Genomic DNA, 21,873 nt, shown 5'->3' with positions numbered 1-21,873 from the left:
TGGATATCCTTGTTGCTAGTGCTTATGAGAATGATTGGCAATAAGTTTGTCAGGATTTGTCGCGCCTCGAAAGCGTGGTATGCCAAAAAATCGACAAATTTTTCACATCTGCCCGCGTGTTGCAGAATCGCCAAACGTCCCGGGGCTTGCGCAAAGCGGGTAGAATTCGCGCTTGATCAAGTGTGTGAGGTCCATGTGGAGCTGCAGCAGGGTTTTGTCCTGACCCGCCATTGGCATGACACCCCCGACGGCACGTGTGTGGAGTTCTGGCTGGCCACCGACCAGGGCCCCCGGCGTGTACGCCTGGGCGCGCAGGTTTCGGTGGCGTTCGTGCCCGCGCAGCAGGCCGCACATGCACAACTGTTGCTCGGCGATGAGCCGGGCGCAGAGCTGCGCCCCCTTGAACTGCGCGACTTTCAGCAGCGGCCGGTGATGGGCCTTTACTGCCGCCAACACCGCCAACTGATGGCCTTGGACAAACGCTTGCGCACGGCCGGCGTCGAGGTGCTGGAAGCCGACATCCGACCGCCGGAGCGCTATCTGATGGAGCGCTTCATTACCGCGCCGGTCTTGTTCGGTGGTCGTGTCGATGCCCAGGGAACGGTCGTGGATGCCCAGCTCAAGCCTCATCCGGATTACCGCCCGAGCCTGCGCCTGGTGTCTCTGGATATCGAGACCAGCGAACGGGGCGAGCTGTACAGCATCGCGCTGGAGGGATGCGGTCAGCGCCAGGTCTACATGCTCGGACCTCCCAACGGCCCAATGCAGGTGGAGGATTTCGACCTGCACTACTGCGCCGACCGTGGCCAGTTGCTCGAATGCCTCAACCGCTGGTTGGAGCGTCACGACCCGGACGCGATCATCGGCTGGAACCTGGTGCAGTTCGACCTGCGTATCCTCCACGATCACGCTCGGCAGTTGCAGGTGCCTCTGTGCCTGGGCCGCGATGGTGCGCCGATGACCCTGCGCGAGCATGGCAGCCGCACGCATTTCTTCGCCGATGCGCCGGGGCGGCTATTGATCGACGGCATCGAAGCCCTGCGCTCGGCGACCTGGAGCTTCCCCTCGTTCAGCCTGGAAAACGTCGCCCAGACCCTGCTGGGCGAAGGCAAGGCCATCGACACTCCCTACCAGCGCATGGATGAGATCAACCGGATGTTCGCCGAGGACAAGCCGGCCCTGGCGCGCTACAACCTCAAGGATTGCGAGCTGGTCACCCGCATCTTCGAGCACACCCGGCTGCTCGACTTCCTTCTTGAACGTGCCACGGTGACTGGCCTGCCGGTGGACCGCAGCGGCGGCTCGGTGGCGGCGTTCTGTCACCTTTACATCCCGGCCATGCACCGGCTGGGCTTCGTCGCGCCGAGCCTGGGCAGCCGCGAGGGCGAGGCCAGCCCAGGCGGGTTCGTCATGGACTCGCGGCCAGGCTTGTACGAATCGGTGCTGGTGCTGGACTACAAGAGCCTGTACCCGTCGATCATCCGTACCTTCCTGATCGACCCGGTGGGGCTGGTGGAAGGCTTGCGCGAGCCCGATCAGACAAGCTCGGTCGAGGGCTTTCGTGGCGCCCGCTTCTCGCGTACCCGCCACGCCTTGCCAGCCATCGTCGAGCGGGTCTGGCAGAATCGCGAAGCGGCGAAGAAAGCGGGTAACGCCCCGTTGTCCCAGGCCCTGAAGATCATCATGAATGCCTTCTACGGCGTGCTTGGCTCCAGCGGTTGTCGGTTCTTCGACCCGCGCCTGGCATCGTCGATCACCCTGCGCGGGCATCAGATCATGCGCCAGACCCGAGCGCTGATCGAAGCACGTGGTTATGACGTGATCTATGGCGACACCGACTCCACCTTCGTCTGGCTCAAGGGGGCGCACGACGAGGAGCAGGCGGCGCGTATCGGGCGTGCACTGTTGGCTGAGGTCAACCAGTGGTGGCGCGAGCATTTGGATCAAGAGCTGGGGCTGCACAGTGCGCTGGAGCTGCAGTTCGAAACCCACTACCGGCGCTTCCTGATGCCGACCATCCGCGGCACCGAGGAGGGCAGCAAGAAGCGCTATGCCGGGTTGGTACAGCGCGCAGACGGCCAGGACGAGGTGGTGTACAAAGGGCTGGAGTCGGTACGCACCGACTGGTCGCCGCTGGCTCGGCAGTTCCAGCAGGAGCTGTATGGCCGGATCTTTCGGGGCCAACCCTACCGCGACTATGTGCGCGATTATGTACGACGCACGCTGTTGGGCGAACAGGATGAACTGCTGGTGTATCGCAAGCGGCTGCGTCGCCCTTTGCAGGACTACCAGCGCAACGTGCCACCCCATGTGCGCGCCGCGCGCCTTGCCGATGAATACAACCTGCGCCTGGGTCGCCCGCTGCAATACCAGCGGGGAGGCTGGATCAGCTACCTCATCACCACGGCAGGCCCGGAGCCTCTGGAGAACCTGCAGTCGCCAGTCGATCACGAGCACTACCTGAGCCGGCAGTTGCAGCCGGTGGCGGATGCGATCCTGCCGTTCGTTGGGGATGATTTCGCCAGCCTGACCGATCGCCAGCTCCTGCTCTTCTGAGGGCCCCGCCGCACGCTCGGTGGGCCGCCGTCGGGGTGGCATCTATCTACTGCCCGAGCGGGGCCCCTGCCACCTAGCCTGCGCTTCTTTTTTCAAGGAGCGCGATGCCATGCCGACCCCCCGCGAACAGCGCGAAGAAGACGCCACGACCGTCCCCGATTTTCCGGCCTTGCATCAGGACGCCGTGATTGGGGAGCGTTTGCCGGACTGGCTGCGTCAGGCCTCCCCGGAACAGGTGAAGCAGTTGCACGAGGCGATGCAGCTCAGCGTGTACTTCCAGACGCGGGCTCAAGCCATCATGGGGCAGTTGGAACCCCTGGACAGCTTTGCCCAGACTCGTCTGGCCGAGGCCCTCAAGCCCCATGTCGACGAGCCTTTCGATGTCCGTACGTTGCAGTTTCGGCGTGGACACCGTGAGCCGGTGCTGACCTCGATACCCATCGGCTATCCGGTGACGGTGCCGGTGTACACGCAGATGCCCCTGCTCGAGGCGGCGCTGGGCAACTTCCGCGAGGAGGAAACCGAGGACGGCGGGCAGTTACCCGGTACCCGGCTAGGCGATCCCGGCAATGGCTCTGCCCGGCTGCCCAGTGCGCGTCATTTCGCTGCGCTGTGCCGGTCACTGGACCTGGGCGGTCAATACCAGCGCCATTTGCACACGGTGCTGGAGCTGTACAGCGATTCGGAGGCTGGCGCCGACTCGGTGTTCGGCCGTGCCCATCGCTACGGCATGCTGGCCGATGCCTGTGTCGCTCGGCTCAAAGGCGTCCTGAGCGAGGACGAATACGTGCTGGTGCAGAATCTCTGCGCGCAGAAAGCCCCGTTGACCTTCGAAGGACGACCGGTACAGTGCAAGCGCCTGAGCCTGTTGGCGTGCACCCTGGAGCAGATCGTGGTGCTGGATGTGCGCGATGAGACCCTCAGCCCCCTGTACAGCTCCAGCCACCGCGTGCTGGTCCATATTCCGGGCGACCCCGCGACCCCATGGAGCGCGTTCCCCAACCTGCGCTACTTTGCCAATGACCTAGGCAAGCGCTTGCGGCTGCCCGGGTATCAGCGTTTCTTCAGCCGCTTCGTGTTGCGCCGCGATGCGCAGTCGTTCTTTTCTGCTGTGGCTTCGGGCTACCAGGGCGTGTCCGACCTGGCGAACATTGCGTTGGAAGAGCACATGCATCCTTGGGAGATCAGCGATCAGGCCACCGCCAGTACCTTGGAGGGCTCGCTGTTCATTGCGCTGGGTCGTGCGCGCATCGCGCAGGTCAAGGCCGATGCGGCGATGATCGCCGTGCCCTCGGCTGCTGTGGATGAACAGGTCCGGCGTGAGCATGATCAGCGCTTGTCCGCAGAGGGCTGGGCTTTGCTCAGCATAGCGGGGCTTTTCGTGCCGGCCCTGGGCGCGGTGTTGCTCGCGGTAAGCGCATGGCAACTGCTGGGTGAGGTCTACCACGGTGTCGAGGCCTGGCACGAGGGGGACAGCAGCGAGGCACTCGATCACCTGCTCAACGTCGCCGGCGATGTCGCCATGATTGCGGCTACGGCGGCAGGTGCGCAGCTGGCGCGAGCGGCCTGGAGCCGTTCGGCACTCGTCGATAGCCTATTGCCGGTGCGGCTGGAGGACGGCAGCACGCGGCTGTGGAAAGAAGACCTCACACCCTTTCGCAGTGCGCCGCCTGCGGGGGCCGTGCGTGACGACCTGGGTGTATACCGGGCCGGCGAAGGCTGTTGGGTTGAAATGGATGGTCAGTACTATCGCGTTGCGCAGGGCAGCGATCAGCGCTGGCGCCTGCAGGGTGACGACAACCATGCGCCGGTGCTCAGACACAATGGCGCGGGTAGCTGGCGGTTGTGGTGGGAGCAACCGCTGGAGTGGGATGACCCTCGGCGCTCTTTCCGGCGCCTGGGCCATGACTTTGCCGAGCTGGATGACGACCAGATCGATGAGATCCTGCTCGCCCACGACATACAGGCCCGGCATCTGCGAGCGGTACATGTGGAGGGGCGCGTGGCCCATGGCGAATGGCAGGACAGTGTCGTTCGGTATCGGCTGGACCTGCGAATCCGTCGAGTGGTCAGGCAATTGCGCGGCGGGGTCATGCCCACCGAAGAGGCCGTGCTTGATCAGGCGCGGTTACTGCCCGGCGCAGCGGGTGCTTCGGACCAGGCATTGGCGGAGTTGATCTGGTCCGAACGAAGGCGTCTGTTCGAGCAGCTGTATGCGTTGGAGCAGCCACCGGGGGACGCAGGCGTCCAGCGTCTGTGTCGGCAGTTCGCTTCATTGCACGGTCGAGCGGCTGCGCAACTGATGCGCGAAGCCAGTGTTGTGGATCGCCAGCGCTTGCTGGATGACGGCCGGGTTGCGATGGACCTTGCTTCAAAGGCGGGCGCTGCGGTGTGGCGTATCAGAGTGGCCCGAGTGTTCGAAGGGTTGTACCTGGACGCTAGCCAGAATGCCGACCTTGCCCGTGTTGCGCTGCAGGTGCTCGACACCCTGCCGGGTGCTTCGCGCAACGTGGCCTGGCGCTTGTGCGAGGGCTCTGCGAACGGCCCGGTGCTGCTGTCGATAGACCGCACACAGGCCGTTCGCACTCTGACACTGGTTCACACCGATGGGGACTTCCTACTGCTCGATGGGGCAACCGAGGCGGTGCTCGGGGAAGGGGAGTTGTTCGAGGTCCTGAGCAGTGCGATGGATGGCCCTCAGCGGGAGGCCCTGGGATTGGGCGAGCCCCTGGCCCACAACCTGCGTGTGACCCTGGCGCGCGCGACCGCGGCCCGTCGGGCGGACGTCCAGACGATGCTCGGCAGGCGGGCCTCCGCAGGCTGGTTCCGCGCGCCGCAACGTCTGGCGGATGGCCGGGTCGGTTACCCGTTGAGCGGTCGCGGAGGAGGACGGGGGCGAGACCGGCCGTTGTTCGCCAGGGTGCGTAACCTCTACCCGAACCTGAGCGACAACGATGCACAGGCCTGGCTGGTGACGCTTGGCAACAGCGGCGGGAACATTCACACCGAGCTGAGTCGGCTTGAGGATGAGTTGGCCGTGCTGGAGACGGACCTGCAATTGTGGACCAATCAGCCCATGAGCCTGAGCGCCCGTGGCGAAAGGGTCTACATGCGTGACGCCTTGCTTGCGGCCTGGCGGCGCACGCTGCCCAGGGTGTACGACCAGAACGGGCGCGTGATCGGTCAACGCTTGAACCTGTGGACCGTGTCGCTGCAGTCGCTCCCGGAGCTTTCGCAACAGGTTCGCTTCGATCAGGTGGTGTCGTTGTCGTTGCGCGGCATTGGCCTGACCGAGATTTCCAGCACATTCATGCGGGCGTTCAGTCGCCTGGAAGTCCTCGAGTTACCCAACAACAGGCTTACCCGCCTGCCGCCCCGGTTACGTCACCTGTCGCGACTGCGTGAGCTGGACCTGACCGGCAATCAGATCATGCTGGACGATCGCCAGGCGACCACGCTGCTGCAACTGACGCACCTGAGGCTGCTGGATTTGTCGTACAACCCATTGGGGCGCAGTTTTTCCGTGGCGGGCATGCCGCACCTGAACTCCCTGCAACTGGCACACACCGGAATCAGCGAGTTGCCCGAGGGCTTGCTGAGTCGAGGCTCTTTGGTGGTCGCTGACCTGCGTCACAACGCAATTGTCGAACTTCCCGATCACTTCTTCAGTGCCCCGAGGTGGTACGCCCGCGCGGTGCTGTTGAGCGAGAACCCGCTGAGCGCCGCGTCGACCGAGCGACTGCGCAGCTTCATGATTCGTCATCAACTGATAATTGAAGAGGAGCTGGAAGCCGAAAATGTCAGTGATCAAGCGGAGGAGGGTGCTGCTGCGCTCGACAGTGCCCGAAATACCTGGCAACGGGTGATCGAATCAGGCGCCACCGCACAGTTCGACGAGTACTGGAATGGGCTGGCCGAGGCGCCGGGCAGCGCCGACTTCATGGCCTTGTTGCGCCGCCTGCTGGAGACACTGGATTTTCGCAATCATGGCGCCGATCTTGGGCGGCGAGTGACCAGCATGATGCTTGCGATGCGCGAGCATGCCGAGTTGCGCGAGGAACTGTTCACCCAGGCGATGTTGCCCAGGACCTGCCAGGACAGTGTCATCGGTAACTTCAGCCGACTGGAAGTGCGCATGCTGGTCTGGAAGGCGCTGGTCGACGCCAAGGCGGGTGCCCAGGATGCGGCATTGGTTCGCCTGGGACGGCAGCTGTGGCGCCTGGATGAAATCGAACGGATTGCCGTCGATGACATTGCCGCTCGTGTGGTCGCGGGGCGTGACCCCGATGAAGTCGAGGTGGAACTGGCCTACCGTGTCATGCTGCGCGATGACTTCGATCTGCCTGCACAACCGGCAGACATCGCCTACCAGCAGACTGCCGGCTTGACTCCCGAGCGTCTGGCTGCCGCCCGCCAGCGGCTGCGCGAGGGGGAAACCGAGCAGGCCATGGTCGAGTCGCTGTTCATGCGTGAATTCTGGACAGAGCATCTCAAGAACAGCCATCAAGCGGAGTTCGACGCCATCAAGAAGCCGTTCTTCGAGCGTATCGAGGTGGTTCAGGAGATGGCTGGCGATGATTCATCAGGCGCCCGATCCTATGACGATACCTTGTAAGCCCTGCGTGACGAGGTGCAGCGGCTGCAGGCGCAGTCCGGCCAACTGAGCCTTCAAGCCGACGGCCTGAGGGGGGACGCCCTGGAGGACCATCAGCAGCGGCAGGCCGATATCGACCGGCAACTGCGCGAGCAGCGTGCCAGCCTTGAGATGCGCTTGGTCGATAGCGAATTCGCCGAGCGCATGCGCGCGCTTGGCACAGGCATGGATTCACAGACCTTTCGCCAGACGATGGACCTGCTGTCGACCGAGCACGATGCGGCGGTGCAGGCACGGATCATAGAACTGACCCGAGCCGCGCTGGCGCAGAACCCATCCCAGCTGGAACCGGGTGCTTCCGAGCCGCAGCCTGGACCAAGCCGTGGCAGCGGCATGGGCTGAGCGGCGAAGGGGGCCGGCGTTCATTGTTGGGCTATGCTCTGCAGTGGGTGCCGGCCATTTCCGTACCTCCTGAGCGAAGGTCTGGACACCGGAAGTTACCTTTGCACAGCGCATGGTCCACCACAGGTGGTTTAGGCTCCGTTTCGGATCTTTCTCTATGATCTGTAGTCATTGATATATCGAGAGAACAAGGAGATACAGATGCTCGTCCGGTCACTGACCCTCGCCACCCTGCTTGCCGTCGCCGCCCCGCTATTGGCGGCCGACAGCGATGCGCCCCTGGCCAAGGAGCTGGGCAAGGCACGGCCATTGGTCGTGATCGCCCCCAGCAGCGCCGACCCGACCTTGCGCGGGCTGGAAGAGGCCTTGAAGGATCCAGCCACCCAGGCCGGGTTCAAGGAGCGCAACCTGGTGCTGTTCAGCGTTGCCCAGATGATGGGCAAACGCGAAGACAAGAACCTCGAGCAGCAGACCACCATGGCGCTGATCCGCGAGCTCAAGCTTGGCGCGAGCAAAGGCACCAAGGTGATCCTGATCGGCAAGGATGGCGAGCGGCACATGCTCAAGGATGATGAAAGCGGTGAGAAGATCGACCCGCAGGCGATTTTCAAGGCGGTTGACGAATTGCCCGCCGCTGAGAAAGCCATCGCGACACCCGAGCCGGTAGCGGCCACCCCGGCCGCAGAGCCCAAAGCGAAAGAAACTGGCAAGGCCGCCAAACCAGCCAAGCCGGCAGCACCGCCCAAGCCACTGGACGACTGAACCCCCCGCGCCGGTCTTTGCAGACCGGCGTTTTTGTATCGCACTGTATCACCGGGCCCCGGTGACCGATTGCCATACAAATTCCGCCATTGCCCGATACACCAAGGACACACCATTGCGGCGAAATGAGCTGACCTTTCGACCGATGTGGAGCCTTGCCATGACCGCTATCTGCAATCTTCTCCCGCCGTTCTGCCATTTCATTCGACAAATCTGACCTCTCGCCGGTTAGCGCGCGGGGCAAGCCATCTTCCATCGTTCAACGGAAGGCGGCTTGCCCCGCAGTCGTTTCCGGCCCCTACGGAGACTTCTCTCATGCATTCCCAACCCTTGCTCACCGGCCTTGGTTTGCGCCGCGGCCTGCTTGCTGAACTGCTGAAACTGGAGCCAGGCACCGTGGACTTTCTCGAATGCGCCCCGGAGAACTGGATCAATGTCGGCGGCGCCTTTGGCCATGGCCTGGCGCAGCTCGCCGAACGTTTCGCAATCGCTTGCCATGGCCTGTCACTGTCGCTGGGCGGCCCCGAGGCGCTGGACCTGAAGCTGCTCGATAGCACCCGCCGTTTCATGGACCGATACCAGGTGAAGCTGTACAGCGAACACCTGAGTTATTGCAGCGATGATGGCCATCTCTACGATCTGATGCCTATTCCTTTCACCGACGAAGCTGTCCGCCATGTCTCTGCGCGTATCCGCCAGGCCCAGGATTGTCTGGGCCGACGTATCGCGGTGGAAAACATCAGCTACTACGCCGCGCCTTACCAGGCGATGAGCGAGTTGTCGTTCATCTGCGCCGTGCTCGAGGAAGCCGACTGTGACCTGCTGCTGGACGTCAACAACGTCTTCGTCAATGCCTGCAACCATCGATACGACGCATTGGCCTTTCTCGAAGGGCTGCCGCGCGAACGGGTGGTTGGCATGCATGTGGCGGGGCACTACGACGAGGCGCCGGACTTGAAGGTCGATACCCACGGCGCTGCGGTGAAGGAAGACGTATGGACGCTGTTCTCGATCGCTTGCCAGCGTTTCGGCAACCAGCCGACAGTGCTGGAGCGCGATTTCAACTACCCGCCCATGGCCGAGCTGCTGGCCGAGACTGCACGCATCCGGGCGCTGCAGCAGGCTGCCGGAGGGTTGCGCCATGACTGAGCTGCGCGAGCAACAATTCACCCTGGCCCGTCACCTGCGCGACCCGCTGCGCCATCCGGCGCCACCCGGTATCGAGGCGCGGCGGTTGAGGGTCTACCGCGAGCTGTTCTACGGTGCCATCGAGGGCTTGCTGGCCGGCAGTTTCCCGGTGATGCGCAGGACCTTGGGCGATCAGGTCTGGCATGCCCGGGTGCGCGACTTCTACGCCAACTATCGCAGCCAGACCCCGTTGTTCACCGAAATCGCCGAGTGCTTCATCGATTACCTGCAGGGTGTCGAGCTGGATGCACCCTGGCAACTGGAACTGGCGCATTACGAGTGGATCGAGGCGTACCTGAGCCTCACTGATGCGCAGGACCCGGCACACGATCCAGACGGCGATATGCTCGACGGCGAGCCGCTGCTCTCCTGTGTGGCCCAGGTGCTGGCTTACCAGTGGCCGGTGGAGCAAATCGGCCCGGGTTACCAGCCTGAACAGGCGCCAGAGATGCCGTCCCTGCTGCTGGTACACCGCGATGCAGGATTCAAGGTGCACTTTTCTCGCCTGGCGCCACTGGCGTGGCAGCTGTTGAACGCCTCGGGCAGCGGGCGTGAGCGCTTGCTGGCGCTGGGGGGCGAGGCGTCGCTCGAGGGCGGGAGAGCAATGCTCGAAGGGTTGCGCGCCCAGGGTGTGATCATTGGAACCCGGGCGCCCTGACGGGGCGCCTCAACAGGTGCCCGTATCAATCGTGCGGGCCCATCCACGGGTGTTTCCACTTCGCGAAAAACACAAAGCCCACACCTGGTAACAGGCGTGGGCTTTGTGTTCTGCAGACCCTTGGTCAGCCGTGCTGCCAGCGGCGAGTCAGCCAATAATCCAGGCTCAGACGACCCGATCCCTTGAGTATCAGGGGCAGCAACGCCACCAGGTAGATCAGCGGAAGCTTGAAGTTGCCGAAGCCGCGGTCGGTAATGGTATAGCCCTGGGCCAGCTCAGTCAGTGACGACCAATGTGCCGGCCAGTGCACGGAGGCGATCGCGACGACCGTCACCACGGCCAACACGACCGAGGCCAGGCGTGTACCGAAGCCCAGCAGCAGGAGCAACGGACAGATCAGCTCGGCCCACATCGACACCTGCCAGTTGAACTCAGCGGGCAGCATGTTGAACGGGAAGGGGAAGTTGGCCTGCAAGTCGACGAACCAGTTGTTGCCATTGAACTTTTCAAGGCCCGACTCGAAGAACTCCCAGGCCAGGAACAGCCGCAGCGGCAGGTCCGCGCTCCAGTTGCCGGTGTTGTCGATACGTGCAAGGGTGCGATTGATCAGTGTTGTCATGGTGCAGGTCTCGCTTCAGCAGGAAAGGGCGGGTTTGGCGCGGCGCAGGTGTTGAGCGCGTTTTGCGGTGAGCTTGAGGACGATGGCGGCGAACATCAGGGCGAATGCCAGCGGGTACCAGCCGCCCATGGGGATGCGCTTGTAGAACGACAGGCAGAACACCCCGGCCAGCACCCAGGTGCCGGTGCTGTGCAGGCCTCGCCACAGGCGGCCGCCTAGGAGGCGCATGGCGCCTTTGAACGAGGTCAGGGTCAACAACAGGATGAACAGGTAGCCGACACTGCCGGGAATGTTGGCCACTGCGGTGCGCCCGGCCCAGAACAGCTCCGGGAAGCGTTGCGCATAGAGGTAGATCAGCACGCCGTGAACCGTGTGGGAGAAGGCGAAGGCCAACCCGAGGACGCGTCGTTCACGCAGTACCTGGCGGCTGAAGGCACCAGGCAACAGGGTCACCAGCGAGGAGGCGAGGAATGTCAGCAGGAACAGCGCGAAGGAGCTGCGCGCGGTGGCGCGGATGGCGGTGCGCAGGGCATCGGCAGAGTCGACGGGGTGCATCCACAGGGCCAGCCCGGTCATCAGCAGGGTCAGGCCGGCAAGGGCAGCGAACAGCTTCCAGCCGGAGGGTAACGCGAGGTTTTTCATGAGCAGCTCCCAGGTCGTCGACGGCGAATGCCGTCGCGTTGTTGTGGCTGGGAGTGTGTTGGGAAGGGGTATCTGCAGTGTGTCGGCCAGGCGCGGATTGTGTATCGGCGTGTACCGTTAGGCGGGTGTGCTACAGAACCGTACAAGACCCGAGGGAAGGAGGGGAGACCCCTCCTATAGGCAGGGTTATTTCTACAGGTGCGAGGGCGGCAGTTCTATCTGGGCGCACAGCCCACCGCTTTCACGATTGCTCAGGCTCAGTCGCCCACCCATGGCCTGGGTCAGTTGATGGGCAATTGCCAGCCCTAGCCCGGTCCCACCGGTACTGCGATTGCGTGAACCTTCGACCCGATAGAAGGGTTTGAGCACCTCGCCCAACTCCTGCTCGGGAATCCCCGGACCTTCGTCGAGCACCCGGATCAGGGTGTCGCCGGTACTCCGGTGGCTGACTTCCAGGCGCGCAGAGCCGGCGAACTTCAAGGCGTTGTCCAGCAGGTTGACCAGGACTCGGCGCAGGGCATGGGGGCGGGTGTGCAGCACCGTGTCGGTGTCGCCGCAGCGTACGACCTGCGCACCGCTGTCCTGGTAATCGAATACCAGGCTGTCGAGAAACGCGTCTAGATTGACCTTGCATGGCTGTTCGGTGCTGCTGTCCATGCTGCGGGCGTAGGCTACCCCCTCGCGCACCAGATGCTCCATGGCACTCAGGTCGCTCCACAGTTTGTCCTTCTCCAGCCCGTCGTCCATCACTTCCACGCGCAGCTTCATACGCGTGATCGGTGTCTGCAGGTCATGGGAGATGGCGGCCAACAATTGCATGCGCTCCTTGAGATAAGCGGCGATGCGTGCCTGCAGGGCGTTGAAGGCGACGGCGGCGTACTTCACCTCACGCGGGCCGCTCTCATCCAGCTGTGGCCCGGGCTTGTCGGGGTCGAGGTGGTCGACGGCCTGGGCCAGGCGCGTCAGCGGGCCGATCGCCAGGCGTACCGCAAGCCAGGTGCACAGCAGCAGGATCGCCAGCTGGAACAACAGCACCACCGGTAGCCAGGTGGCCAGTGGCACCGGGGCCGGGGTGACGTCGATGGTCAGTGGCGCGCCGTCGGCGAACTTGAGGTGCGCCTGGAAGTGCGGGTTCGGCCCGGGGATATCCTGGAAGGTCAGGTGATAGTCCTTGCCGATCGCCTTGACGATCGACTCTGCTGCCATGGGCGGGTCGGCGCTGGGCATGCTCTGGCCGACAAGGCCTTGGTCGAGGCGGTAGCGGTAGTTGTGACGCTCCAGGCGCGCAAGCCACCCAGCACGTTCGGCGGCGGGCAGGCGATCGAGGATGGCCACCGAGGTGGCGACGTCCATTTCCAGGTTGCTCAGCATCATCGAGCGGCTGCTGACATAGCGCTCGTAGAACTGAAGGCCGAACGAGGAGCCGTAGGCCAGCACCAGCCCCGTCAGGAAGATCAGCGCCAGGCGCGAAGCGAGGGTGCCCGGCCACTTCATGTCGGCGACTCGATCAGCGAGACCGGCAGCGAGAACACATAGCCCTCGCTGCGCACGGTCTTGATGCAGGTCGGCTCGCGCGCGTCGTCGCCCAGGCGCTGGCGCAACCGGCTGACCAGCAAGTCGATGGACCGGTCGAAGATGTCGGCTTCGCGGCCCTGGGTGAGGTTGAGCAGTTGCTCGCGGCTGAGCACCCGCTGCGGATGGTCGAGGAATACCCGTAAAAGGCGGTACTCGGCGCCGCTCAAGGCCACGAGGGTGCCTTCGTCGTCGAGCAGGTGACGGGCGGTGGTGTCCAGGCGCCATTGGCCGAAAGCGATCAGCCGGCTGCTTTCGCTGATGGTGAGGTTGGGCGGCAGCATGCGCGTGCGGCGCAGCACTGCATTGATCCGCGCCAGCAGCTCGCGGGCGGAGAACGGTTTGGTCAGATAGTCGTCGGCGCCCATTTCCAGGCCGATGATGCGGTCGGTCTCGTCGTTGCGTGCAGTGAGCATCAGGACTGGCGTGTTGCGGTGCTTGCCGGCGCGCAGTTCGCGGCACAGCAACAGGCCGTCGTCGCCGGGCATCATGATGTCGAGCACGACCAGGTCGACGGAGTTGCCTTCGAGGAAGCTGCGCATCTGCCGGCCGTCGGCGACGATGCTCGTGCGCAGACCGTTCTTCTTCAGGTAGTTGCCGACCAGCTCGCGAATTTCGCGGTCGTCGTCGACGATCAGGATGTGATCGACGTGTTCCATCATGGTGGTCCTGTAATGAGTGCGATGGGCACAGTGTAACGAGGCTCGGCTCGCTTGCCTGCGGGTGTTTGTATTGCAGTGTATCTGTCGGCGACACAGATACAGAACGAAGCAGCACGCGCGTTTCTCGACACATGGCCGATACCTGGCGGGCTTCAAATGGCTCTCGACCGGGGAGTGAACTGCTCTCCACCTAAAGCCCCGCAGGAGATACACCATGAACTTCAAGACCCTTGCCACTGCCAGCCTGTTCGCCGTACTCAGCTTCGGCGCCATCGCCGCCCAGGCCAGCACCCAACCGATGCCCGACAGCCAGGCCATGCAGTACCGCTACGGTGATCACCTGGACGTCAAGCGCGTACTGTCGGTGAAGAACGATCGCAGCAACGCCTGTGGCGTGGTCAATACCCGCATGGATTACCTGGACTCGCAGGGTCAGGCACAGAGCGTCGAGTACCGTACCTATGCCACCGGTGGTTGCCATGACAACTGATCGCAGCCAGGCTGAGCCAGGCAGCCCCTGGCGACGCCGCTGGCTCAAGGTGGGCGGTGTGATCCTGGCGCTCGCAGGCCTGGGCCTGGCCGGGCACCTGCTGGCGCGCGACGACCTGGGGCCGATGCCTTCGCTGGCAGGTGCCCAGGCGTGGATCAACTCGCCGCCGCTGGATGCGCCTGCTCTCAAGGGCAAGGTCGTGCTGGTGGACTTCTGGACCTGGGACTGCATCAACTGCAAGCGCAGCATGCCGTACGTCAACCAGTGGGCCAAGCGCTATGCCGACCAGGGGCTGGTGGTGGTGGGCGTGCATACGCCGGAGTACGACTACGAGCATGATGTGGGCAATCTCAGGCAGAAGGTGCGCTCGCTCGACATCGGTTATCCGGTGGCGGTCGACAACGACTACCGGATCTGGAATGCCTGGGGCAACCAGTTCTGGCCGGCGCATTACTTCGTCGATCGCAAGGGGCAGGTGCGCCATGTGCATTTCGGTGAAGGGGACTACGCTGGCCAGGAACAGGTGATCCGCGAGCTGCTGGCCGAGCCGTCGACGTAGGCGCCGGCTAGCGCCGCTGCAGCGGGCCACTCAGCGCAAACTGGCAAAGTGCGCCTGCATCCGTATCGGGTCGGCCTTGCGACCGCTGAACAGCTCGAATGCCTTGACCGCCTGGAACACGGCCATGGTGCCGCCGTCGAGTGTCTGGCAGCCCAGCGCCCGGGCGTGGCGCAACAGCTCGGTTTCGAGTGGGAAGTAGATGATCTCCGCCACCCACAAGCGCCTGTGCAGCAGTTCGACCGGCAACGGCGTACCCGGCAGCTTGGCCATGCCCACCGGCGTGGTATTGACCAGCCCGTCGGCGGTCGCCAAAGTGTGGGCCAGGTTTTCGCCCAACTGCGCGCGGCCGGCCCCGAAGCGTGCGCTGAGGTTGTCCACCAGCGCTTGCCCGCGTGCGCGGTCTACCTCGAACAGCACCAGGCTCTCGACTTCCTCGGCCAGCAACGCATGAGCCACCGCGGCCCCCGCGCCGCCAGCGCCCATTTGGACTACCTGGCGCCGAGCAACGCCGGGCAGGCCTCGGCGCAGGCCTTCGGCGAAACCCAGGCAGTCGGTGTTGTGGCCGATGCGTCTGCCGTCCTTGAACACCACGGTGTTGACGGCGCCGATGCCGCGCGCCTCGTCCGATAGCTCATCGAGCAGCGGCAGGATCGCCTGCTTGAACGGGAAGGTGATGTTCAACCCGGTAAAACCGGTGTGCTGCGCCGCGTCGAGCAAGCGGGGCAGGGCGCTGTCGTCCACACCCAGCTGGTCGGCATCGATCAGCCGGTACAGGTAGCGCAAGGCCTGGGCGTCGCCTTCGTGCTCGTGCAGCGCAGGTGTGCGCGAGGCCTGGATGCCGCGCCCGATCAGGCCGGCGAGGATGCTGTGCGGGGTCATGCTGCGACCTCCTGCAGCAGTTGCTGGAAGTGGGCAAGCGCTGCGCGGTAGCCCTGGCTGCCCAAGCCGCAGATCACCCCCACGGCCACCGCCGATACGAACGAGAGGTGCCGGAACGGCTCGCGCTTGTAGACGTTGGACAGGTGCACCTCGATCACCGGCAGTTCACAGGCGACCAGCGCGTCACGGATGGCAACCGAAGTGTGGGTCCAGGCGCCGGGATTGATCAGGATGCCGGCGCAGCGGCCACGGGCGCCATGTATCCAGTCGATCAGTTCACCTTCGTGGTTGGTCTGGCGAAACTCGGTTTCCAGGCCCAGCTCACGGGCGCTGGCTGCGCACAGATTGGCAAGGTCGGCGAGGGTTTCCCGGCCGTAGTGACCAGGTTCGCGGGTGCCGAGCAGGTTGAGGTTGGGGCCGTTGAGTACAAGGATGGGGGATGGCATGGCGCAGCATCGCTTTTATTGTTGGTTGCAACAAGTTTTGTACTATCCGGTTAGTTTTGTAAATCAGCTGGCGCCGCTCGGTATGAAAATCGGGGGCGATAATCGCCCACCGTTCCGGCTGGATTACAGAATCGTAATCTTCACGCCACCGCCACGATAACCGCCGCGTCCTAGAGTCCCTCGCCAGCAATCGCCAGCCGTCGAGGACCCCAGACCGTGCCGTTCAAACCCTCCCGCTTCCTCGCCCTGATTTGCCTGCTGTCGGCCAGTGCTGTCGCCCAGGCAGGACAGGGCCTGACCCTGAACCAGGCGCTCGATGCGGCGTTTGCCGATAATCCGGACCTGGCTGCCGTGCGCCAGGCGCTCGGCATTGCCGAAGGCGAACGGCGCCAGGCGGGTCTGATACCCAACCCGGAGCTTTCCTGGGAGCGTGAAGACACTCGCCGCGATACCAGCACCACCACGGTCATGCTCAGCCAGGCGCTCGAGTTGGGTGGCAAGCGTGGCGCGCGTGTCGAGGTGGCCAAGGCCGGGCAGGATATCGCCCGATTGGAGCTCGAGCGCCAGGGCAATGGCCTGCGTGCCGATGTGACCCAGGCTTTCCATGCTGCACTGCGGGCGCAGACTGCGGTGGAGCTGGCCGAGCAGTCCAAGGCCTTGACCGAACGGGGCCTGCGGGTGGTAAAGGCGCGGGTTGCGGCGGGCCAGTCATCGCCGGTCGAGGCCACTCGCGCCGACGTGCAGTTGGCCCAGGCTCTGGCGCAACTGCGCCGTGCCGAAGCGGATCGCACGGTGGCCTGGCAGGCGCTGTCGCGCTTGATTGGCAGCGCCGATGTGGCGTTCACGCAGCTTGATGGCAACGGCTTGTTGCCTGGCCCGGCGCCACAGGCCGAGGTCTTGCTGGGCAAGGTCGAGCAGACTGTCGAGTGGCGCCTTGCGGCCGCGCAGATCGAGCGTGGAGACGCCGCGCTGGGTTCGGAAAAGGCCCAACGGATCCCCAACCTCACGGTCAGCCTGGGCAGCCAGTACAGCCGCGAGGACCGCGAACGGGTCAATGTGGTCGGGCTGTCCATGCCGCTGCCGCTGTTCGACCGAAACCAGGGCAATGTGCTGGCGGCCTCGCGTCGCGCCGACCAGGCCCGCGACCTGCGCAACGCAGTGGAACTGCGCCTGCGCAGCGATACCCGCAGCGCACTGAGCCAGTGGGCCATGGCCATGGCCGAGGTCAACGCCTACGACCGCACCATCCTGCCCTCGGCACGCCAGGCGGTAGATACCGCTACGCGTGGCTTCGAGCGCGGCAAGTTCGCGTTCCTCGAAGTTCTGGACGCCCAGCGCACGCTGATTGAGGCCCGTGGGCAGTACCTCGACGCCCTGGCGTCGGCAAGCGATGCCCGGGCACAGGTCGAGCGGATCTATGGCCAGCTGGATGCCGGGCGCTGAGGCGCGGATCGAGCGTTCTACCTTCTTCATTTGCAGCAGGAGCCCCCATGAACACCACACGCAAGTTCGCCATCCTTGCCACCCTGGTCGCCGTGATCGGCGTCGGTGGGCTGGCCTGGACCGGCAATCTCGCCCCCGCAAAGACCAGCGAATCAAACCATGACGAGCATGGCGATGACGGCCACGACCACGGCAGCGCGCCTGCTGCGTCCGGCGAGGAAGGTCACGATGAAGAGGGCGAGCTGCATCTTTCTGCAGCGCAGATCGAGGCGGCCGGGGTCCAGTTGGTGACCGCCGGCCCGCGTGCCCTGGGTACGGCGATCAGTTTTCCTGGCGAGATTCGTTTCGATGAGGACCGTACCGCCCACGTGGTGCCGCGTGTTCCGGGTGTGGTCGAGTCGGTGCAGGCCGACCTCGGCCAGCCGGTCAAGCGTGGCCAGGTGCTGGCGGTGATCGCCAGCCAACAGATCTCCGAGCTGCGCAGCGAGCAGCAGGCGGCGCAGCGGCGGGTCGAGCTGGCGCGGCTGACCTTCGAGCGTGAAAAGCAGTTGTGGCAGGAGCGCATCAGCGCCGAGCAGGATTACCTGCAGGCTCGCCAGGTTTTGCAGGAAGCTGAGATCGCCTTGGCCAATGCCGGGCAGAAGGTTGCCGCCGTGGCCCCGGCGGGGGCGGGCAATCGCTACGAGCTGCGTGCACCGTTCGATGCGGTGGTGGTGGAAAAACACCTGACCGTCGGCGAAGTGGTGAGTGAGGCCAGCAATGCCTTCACCCTGTCTGATTTGAACCGAGTCTGGGCCACGTTCGCCGTGACTCCGCGCGATCTGGACAAGGTTACCAGCGGCCGCGCCGTGACCGTGAGTTCGCCGGACCTCGATGCGCAAGTCGAGGGCACCATCAACTATGTCGGCAACCTGCTCGGCGAGCAGAACCGCGCTGCCACTGCCCGCGCCACGCTGGCCAACCCCAAGGGGGCCTGGCGCCCCGGGTTGTTCGTCAATATCGCGGTGACCGTCGAGCAAGCAGAGGCGGCCGTGGTGGTCCCCCAGATTGCCCTGCAGACCCTCGAAGAGCGAAGCGTGGTGTTCGCTCGCACCCCTGATGGCTTCCAGGCGCTGCCAGTCAAGACCGGCCGCCGCGATGGCGGCTTCGTCGAAATCACCGAAGGCCTGGCCCGCGGCACCCAGGTGGCGGCGGCAGGCAGCTTTGTCCTCAAGTCCGAGCTGGGCAAGGGCTCGGCCGAGCACAGTCACTGATCCGGGAAACCCTCATGTTCGAACGCCTGATTCAATTTGCCATCGAGCAACGCCTGGTGGTGATGCTCGCCGTGGTGCTGATGGCTGCGGTGGGCATCCACAGCTACCAGAAGCTGCCGATCGACGCGGTGCCCGATATCACCAACGTGCAGGTGCAGATCAATACCGCTGCACCAGGCTATTCGCCGCTGGAAACCGAGCAGCGCATCACCTACGCCATCGAAACGGCCATGGCCGGCCTGCCCGGGCTCAAGCAGACCCGTTCGCTGTCGCGTTCGGGTTTGTCGCAAGTGACCGTGATCTTCGATGACGCCACCGATATCTTCTTCGCCCGGCAGCTGGTCAACGAGCGCCTGCAAGTTGCCCGCGAGCAGTTGCCCGAGGGCATCGAAGCGGGCATGGGGCCGATCTCGACGGGCCTGGGGGAGATCTTCCTGTGGACGGTCGAGGCCCGGGACGGTGCACTCAAGGAGGATGGTACGCCCTACACCGCCACCGACCTGCGGGTGATCCAGGACTGGATCATCAAGCCCCAACTGCGCAATGTGCCGGGGGTGGCCGAAGTCAACAGCATCGGTGGCCACGCCAAGCAGTACCTGATTGCACCGGATCCCAAGCGCCTGGCGGCCTACAAGCTCACGCTCGATGACCTGATCGCGGCGTTGCAGGGCAACAATGCCAACGTCGGCGCGGGTGCCATCGAGCGCAACGGCGAGCAGTTGCTGGTGCGTGCGCCGGGGCAGGTGGCGTCGATCGAGGACATTGCCAACATCGTCATCTCCAGTGCCGATGGTGCGCCGATTCGTGTCAGCCATGTGGCCCAGGTCGGCCTGGGCGAAGAACCGCGCTCGGGAGCTGCGACCGAAAATGGTCGCGAGGTGGTGTTGGGCACGGTGTTCATGCTGATTGGCGAGAACAGTCGCACGGTGTCCCAGGCCGTCGCGGCGAAGCTTGCCGAGATCAACCGCAGCCTGCCCGAGGGCGTGGTGGCGGTTACGGTGTACGACCGTACCAACCTGGTGGAAAAAGCCATCGCCACGGTGAAGAAGAACCTGGTCGAAGGCGCCATCCTGGTGGTCGCCGTGCTGTTCCTGCTCCTGGGCAACATCCGTGCAGCGTTGATCACGGCCATGGTCATTCCGCTGTCGATGCTGTTCACCTTCACCGGTATGTTCGCCAACAAGGTCAGCGCCAACCTCATGAGCCTGGGGGCGCTGGACTTCGGCATCATCGTCGACGGTGCGGTGGTGATCGTCGAGAACGCCATCCGTCGACTGGCCCATGCCCAGCACAAGCACGGGCGCATGCTGACCCGTACCGAGCGGTTCCATGAAGTGTTCGCGGCTGCCCGCGAGGCACGCCGGCCCCTGATCTACGGGCAGTTGATCATCATGGTGGTGTATCTGCCGATCTTTGCCCTGACCGGTGTCGAAGGCAAGATGTTCCACCCCATGGCGTTCACCGTGGTCATGGCCTTGCTGGGGGCGATGATTCTTTCGGTGACCTTCGTGCCGGCGGCGATTGCGCTGTTCGTCACAGGCAAGGTCAAGGAGGAAGAGGGTGTGCTGATGCGCACGGCTCGCCAGCGTTACGCCCCGGTGCTCGCCTGGGTACTGCGTCGACGCGAGCTGGCCTTCGCTGCTGCCGCAAGCCTGGTACTGCTGTCGGGTGTATTGGCCAGTCGCATGGGCAGTGAGTTCATTCCCAGCCTCAGCGAGGGCGACTTCGCTCTGCAATCGCTGCGCGTGCCGGGCACCAGCCTGAGCCAATCGGTGGACATGCAGCAACGCCTGGAACGGGCGATCATCGCCCAGGTACCCGAGGTCGAGCGGGTGTTCGCCCGCACCGGGACCGCCGAGATCGCCTCGGACCCGATGCCGCCGAACATCTCCGATGCCTACGTGATGCTCAAACCGCGTGAGCAGTGGCGTGATCCAGGCAAACCGCGCGAAGCGCTGATTGCCGAGGTGCAGCAGGCTGCCGCCAGTGTGCCGGGCAGCAACCATGAACTGTCGCAACCCATCCAGCTGCGCTTCAACGAGCTGATTTCCGGGGTGCGCAGCGATGTGGCGGTGAAGGTCTTCGGCGACGACATGGACGTGCTCAACGCCACGGCGGCGAAAATTGCCACCACCTTGCAGCAGGTGCCGGGGGCATCGGAGGTGAAGGTCGAGCAGACCACCGGGCTGCCGGTACTGACCATCGATATCGACCGCGACAAGGCGGCACGCCACGGTCTGAACGTTGCCCAGGTGCAGGATGCGGTGGCCATCGCTGTCGGCGGGCGCAAGGCGGGGACGCTGTACGAAGGGGACCGGCGCTTCGACATGGTGGTGCGCCTGTCCGAGGCGCTGCGCACAGACGTCGACGGCCTGGCGAACCTGCTGATACCGGTGCCGGCCAGTGCTGGCGCCACTCAGATCGGCTTTATCCCGTTGTCGCAGGTGGCAAGCCTCAACCTGCAATTGGGGCCGAACCAGGTCAGCCGCGAGGATGGCAAGCGCGTGGTGGTGGTCAGTGCCAACGTGCGTGGCCGTGACCTGGGTTCGTTCGTCGAACAGGCCGAGCAGACCCTGATCGACCAGGTGCAGGTTCCGCCTGGGTACTGGACACGCTGGGGTGGGCAGTTCGAGCAGTTGCAGTCGGCTGCCGAGCGGCTGCGGGTGGTGGTGCCGGTTTCACTGCTGCTGGTGATGGCGTTGCTGCTGATGATGTTCAACAACCTGCGTGACGGCTTGCTGGTGTTCACAGGCATTCCGTTTGCCCTGACCGGAGGGGTGCTGGCCCTGTGGCTGCGGGATATTCCATTGTCGATTTCGGCAGGGGTCGGGTTCATCGCGCTGTCGGGGGTGGCGGTGCTCAACGGCCTGGTGATGATCGCCTTCATTCGCAGCCTGCGAGAAGAGGGGCGATCGCTGCGGGTGGCGGTCGAAGAGGGCGCGTTGACCCGTCTGCGGCCGGTACTGATGACCGCGCTGGTGGCGTCGCTGGGGTTCATCCCGATGGCGCTGGCCACCGGCACGGGCGCCGAGGTGCAGCGGCCGCTGGCGACAGTGGTGATCGGTGGGATCTTGTCATCGACGGCCTTGACCTTGCTGGTGTTGCCCGCGCTCTATCGCTGGGCGTACCGGCGGGAGGAAGATTGAGA

At 64.4% G+C, this 21,873-nt stretch carries 17 protein-coding genes; 11 read left to right on the top strand and 6 right to left on the bottom strand.

What is annotated here, in order from left to right; all coding sequences use genetic code 11:
• The first annotated feature begins 195 nt into the window (after nucleotides 1-195).
• The 6 genes from VA602_RS26485 (at nucleotide 196) to VA602_RS26460 (ending at nucleotide 10,160) form a co-directional block, all read left to right on the top strand.
• Nucleotides 196-2,556 carry a DNA polymerase II gene (locus VA602_RS26485; RefSeq protein WP_323454772.1) on the top strand — a complete coding sequence of 787 codons (2,361 nt, stop codon included), beginning with the start codon at nucleotides 196-198 and terminating at the stop codon, nucleotides 2,554-2,556.
• 109 nt (nucleotides 2,557-2,665) lie between these two features.
• Complete coding sequence (locus VA602_RS26480; RefSeq protein WP_323454771.1) at nucleotides 2,666-7,171, top strand: NEL-type E3 ubiquitin ligase domain-containing protein; 4,506 nt, start codon at nucleotides 2,666-2,668, stop codon at nucleotides 7,169-7,171.
• 15 nt (nucleotides 7,172-7,186) lie between these two features.
• Nucleotides 7,187-7,552: a hypothetical protein gene (locus VA602_RS26475; protein WP_323454770.1), complete on the top strand. Its 366-nt coding sequence runs from the start codon at nucleotides 7,187-7,189 to the stop codon at nucleotides 7,550-7,552.
• A gap of 201 nt (nucleotides 7,553-7,753) precedes the next feature.
• Nucleotides 7,754-8,314, top strand: coding sequence for a DUF4174 domain-containing protein (locus tag VA602_RS26470; protein ID WP_323454769.1), 561 nt, complete (start codon nucleotides 7,754-7,756; stop codon nucleotides 8,312-8,314).
• A gap of 315 nt (nucleotides 8,315-8,629) precedes the next feature.
• Complete coding sequence (locus tag VA602_RS26465; protein ID WP_323454768.1) at nucleotides 8,630-9,463, top strand: HvfB family MNIO-type RiPP peptide maturase; 834 nt, start codon at nucleotides 8,630-8,632, stop codon at nucleotides 9,461-9,463.
• The gene (locus tag VA602_RS26460; protein ID WP_323454767.1) at nucleotides 9,456-10,160 is read left to right on the top strand and encodes an HvfC family RiPP maturation protein; all 705 of its coding nucleotides are present in this window, start codon (nucleotides 9,456-9,458) and stop codon (nucleotides 10,158-10,160) included. Before VA602_RS26465 ends, VA602_RS26460 begins: the two co-directional genes overlap by 8 nt.
• A 124-nt stretch (nucleotides 10,161-10,284) precedes the next feature.
• On the opposite strand, the gene VA602_RS26455 is transcribed toward VA602_RS26460, so the two are convergent.
• The 4 genes from VA602_RS26455 to VA602_RS26440 form a co-directional block, all read right to left on the bottom strand.
• Nucleotides 10,285-10,779, bottom strand: a complete 495-nt coding sequence (locus VA602_RS26455) for an HvfX family Cu-binding RiPP maturation protein (RefSeq protein WP_153773731.1) — start codon at nucleotides 10,777-10,779, stop codon at nucleotides 10,285-10,287.
• A gap of 15 nt (nucleotides 10,780-10,794) precedes the next feature.
• The gene (locus tag VA602_RS26450; protein WP_323454766.1) at nucleotides 10,795-11,421 is read right to left on the bottom strand and encodes a ferric reductase-like transmembrane domain-containing protein; all 627 of its coding nucleotides are present in this window, start codon (nucleotides 11,419-11,421) and stop codon (nucleotides 10,795-10,797) included.
• Nucleotides 11,422-11,613: 192 nt separating this feature from the next.
• Nucleotides 11,614-12,915: a sensor histidine kinase gene (locus VA602_RS26445; RefSeq protein ID WP_063545009.1), complete on the bottom strand. Its 1,302-nt coding sequence runs from the start codon at nucleotides 12,913-12,915 to the stop codon at nucleotides 11,614-11,616.
• The gene (locus VA602_RS26440) at nucleotides 12,912-13,652 is read right to left on the bottom strand and encodes a response regulator (protein ID WP_054890710.1); all 741 of its coding nucleotides are present in this window, start codon (nucleotides 13,650-13,652) and stop codon (nucleotides 12,912-12,914) included. The genes VA602_RS26445 and VA602_RS26440 overlap by 4 nt, the downstream gene beginning before the upstream one ends.
• 217 nt (nucleotides 13,653-13,869) lie before the next feature.
• Here VA602_RS26440 and VA602_RS26435 point away from each other — a divergent pair, with 217 nt between their 5' ends.
• Both VA602_RS26435 and VA602_RS26430 read left to right on the top strand, forming a co-directional pair.
• Nucleotides 13,870-14,145, top strand: a complete 276-nt coding sequence (locus tag VA602_RS26435; protein WP_323454765.1) for a DUF2790 domain-containing protein — start codon at nucleotides 13,870-13,872, stop codon at nucleotides 14,143-14,145.
• Entirely contained in the window at nucleotides 14,135-14,704 is a 570-nt protein-coding gene (locus VA602_RS26430) for a thioredoxin family protein (RefSeq protein ID WP_323454764.1), read from the top strand. Before VA602_RS26435 ends, VA602_RS26430 begins: the two co-directional genes overlap by 11 nt.
• A gap of 30 nt (nucleotides 14,705-14,734) precedes the next feature.
• Here VA602_RS26430 and VA602_RS26425 read toward each other — a convergent pair whose 3' ends face one another.
• Both VA602_RS26425 and aroQ read right to left on the bottom strand, forming a co-directional pair.
• On the bottom strand, nucleotides 14,735-15,583 hold the full coding sequence (locus tag VA602_RS26425) for a shikimate dehydrogenase (protein WP_112898349.1): 849 nt from the start codon (nucleotides 15,581-15,583) through the stop codon (nucleotides 14,735-14,737).
• The gene (aroQ, locus tag VA602_RS26420) at nucleotides 15,580-16,029 is read right to left on the bottom strand and encodes a type II 3-dehydroquinate dehydratase (protein ID WP_323454763.1); all 450 of its coding nucleotides are present in this window, start codon (nucleotides 16,027-16,029) and stop codon (nucleotides 15,580-15,582) included. Before aroQ ends, VA602_RS26425 begins: the two co-directional genes overlap by 4 nt.
• A gap of 216 nt (nucleotides 16,030-16,245) precedes the next feature.
• On the opposite strand from aroQ, the gene VA602_RS26415 reads away from it, so the two are divergent.
• The 3 genes from VA602_RS26415 to VA602_RS26405 are packed head-to-tail and all read left to right on the top strand — an operon-like array spanning nucleotide 16,246 to nucleotide 21,871.
• Complete coding sequence (locus tag VA602_RS26415) at nucleotides 16,246-17,472, top strand: TolC family protein (RefSeq protein ID WP_407682536.1); 1,227 nt, start codon at nucleotides 16,246-16,248, stop codon at nucleotides 17,470-17,472.
• A gap of 47 nt (nucleotides 17,473-17,519) precedes the next feature.
• A complete protein-coding gene (locus VA602_RS26410; RefSeq protein WP_323454762.1) occupies nucleotides 17,520-18,725 on the top strand; it encodes an efflux RND transporter periplasmic adaptor subunit in 1,206 nt (401 codons plus the stop codon).
• A gap of 14 nt (nucleotides 18,726-18,739) precedes the next feature.
• The gene (locus tag VA602_RS26405) at nucleotides 18,740-21,871 is read left to right on the top strand and encodes an efflux RND transporter permease subunit (protein ID WP_323454761.1); all 3,132 of its coding nucleotides are present in this window, start codon (nucleotides 18,740-18,742) and stop codon (nucleotides 21,869-21,871) included.
• Nucleotides 21,872-21,873: the final 2 nt, after the last annotated feature.

The sequence above is a fragment of the Pseudomonas machongensis genome (assembly GCF_034961125.1).
GTDB lineage: Bacteria > Pseudomonadota > Gammaproteobacteria > Pseudomonadales > Pseudomonadaceae > Aquipseudomonas > Aquipseudomonas machongensis.
The sequence above is the reverse complement of the archived record's forward strand: the minus strand, read 5'-3'. Positions and strand labels throughout refer to the sequence as shown.